2 protein-coding genes are annotated in these 1,211 nt (G+C 38.6%); both read right to left on the bottom strand.

Annotated elements, in window-relative coordinates; all coding sequences use genetic code 11:
* Positions 1-12: 12 nt before the first annotated feature.
* Positions 13-864, bottom strand: coding sequence for an IS3 family transposase (locus AC23P2_RS31055; RefSeq protein ID WP_487756979.1), 852 nt, complete (start codon positions 862-864; stop codon positions 13-15).
* Positions 861-1,133, bottom strand: coding sequence for a transposase (locus AC23P2_RS31050; protein WP_487776781.1), 273 nt, complete (start codon positions 1,131-1,133; stop codon positions 861-863). Before AC23P2_RS31050 ends, AC23P2_RS31055 begins: the two co-directional genes overlap by 4 nt.
* Between the last annotated feature and the right edge of the window lie 78 nt (positions 1,134-1,211).

The raw sequence follows: 1,211 nt of genomic DNA, 5'->3' as shown, positions 1-1,211 counted from the left end.
TGTCCTGCTCCCCTAAGCCGCAACCGCTTTAAAGTAGAGATTTTGATTTTTGTCAATAAACTGTTGTGGGGTTAAATATCCCAGTGCTGAATGCGGTCTATCAAAGTTATAACTGTTCCACCAGATGTCCAAATCCCGTTGAACTTCTTGTACTGTCTTAAAATATTTCAGATTTAAACATTCTTTTCGTTGTGTACCGTTCAATCGTTCTACCAAGCCATTTTGGGTCGGTTTTCCTGGTTGTGAAAATCGAATTTCAATCCCATTTTCTTGTGTAAATTTTTCTAAAACACGACTTATAAACTCGGGTCCATTATCACATCTGATATAGTCAGGTTTACCTTTCTGAGTTATCAGTTCTTGTAATAGCTTTACGAGTTTTCTTGCTTTAATGCTTGGTGCAGCAAAAGATAAAAGTACCTTTCTTGAACACTCGTCAAGTACGTTTAGAACTCTCACTTTACGCTCATCACTTAAAAGAACATCGCTTAAAAAGTCCATCGACCATCCTTGGTTTATTTGTTCGGCAGGTAATGGGTTTATGGCTACCCTTTTGATTTTTTTGCGTGCTTTGGGGCTTCTTAAATTCAATTTTTCAGCCTTATAGATTCGATAAACCCGTTTTTTATTCCATGGTTTGCCCTGATTACGACACCAATGAAACAACAAACGAAAACCCCAATTGGGTTGCTCAATAGCTTTACCTTTTAACATTGCAGCTATTTGAGCATCTTCATTTTTTCTTTTGTGTTTGTAATAAATACTCGCTTTACGTTGCCCTAATACTCGGCAGCATCGCCTCACAGAGGCCTCTTTTTTTGTGCTAATTTGATTAACTGCATGCTGATGAGTAGTAGAGCTTATAGCTTTTTTAGTAACTCGTACCCCTCCTTGAGTATGTCATAGTCAAGGCTTTTGTCCGCTAACAGTTTTTTTAACCTTGCATTTTCTGATTCCAATTCTCGCATGCGCTTGAGCTCGTCTGTGCCCATGCCTCCATACTTACTTTTCCAAGTATAGAAGGTTGCTGGTGAGATACCATGTTCGCGGCATACATTTTCAACACTCTTGTCTTTGCCTACACTACCCAATATCGCTACGATTTGAGCATCGCTAAATTTACTTTGCTTCATTGTTTTACCATTTTGATTGTGAAACCTAAGAAATTCCCTCCAATTTTAAATGGTTACACCTTACGGGAGCAGGACACT

Source organism: Runella sp. R0.1_18 (assembly GCF_057652155.1).
Note: the sequence above shows the minus strand (reverse complement) of the source record. Positions and strands in the feature narration are given on the sequence as shown.